A 429-nucleotide genomic window follows, 5' to 3' on the forward strand; every position below is an offset into this window, starting at 1 on the left:
GCGGATCGATGCGGCGGCGGAGGCCGCTGGAATGGCGGACGCCGCCGGAATGGCGGAGGCCGTCGGGCCCGCTGCGGACGACGGCGGCACCGCGTCGGAGCCTGGCGCACTGGAGGCCGCGCTGAACGCGTTCCAGCAGGCCGGGGGTGGGGTTGCGCTGGTCGGGCAGCCGATCGGCAGCCTGCCGGTGGTGGAGATCGCGAACGCAGACGGCGCGGCCGATCTCGCAAAGGCGCTGTACCAGCATGGCTACCGCCGGTTCGCCGTGCTCGCCGGCCCTGCGGGACACCGCACGGCCGCGGACCGGACCAGCGGTTTCACGCGCGCGCTCGCTGAGCTCGGCAGCCCCGTCGCACCCGACGACGTCCTGACCTGCCCCTTCACCCGCGACGGCGGGTACACCGCGATGCGCGACTTGATCGCGCGAGC

General features: G+C 74.8%; 1 protein-coding gene. It reads left to right on the plus strand.

Annotated elements, in window-relative coordinates:
* Positions 1–31: 31 nt before the first annotated feature.
* Positions 32–429: substrate-binding domain-containing protein (locus PROKR_RS18290; protein WP_036965496.1), on the plus strand; the 398-nt coding region annotated here is incomplete at its 3' end.

Source organism: Promicromonospora kroppenstedtii DSM 19349, assembly GCF_000515355.1.
GTDB lineage: Bacteria > Actinomycetota > Actinomycetes > Actinomycetales > Cellulomonadaceae > Promicromonospora > Promicromonospora kroppenstedtii.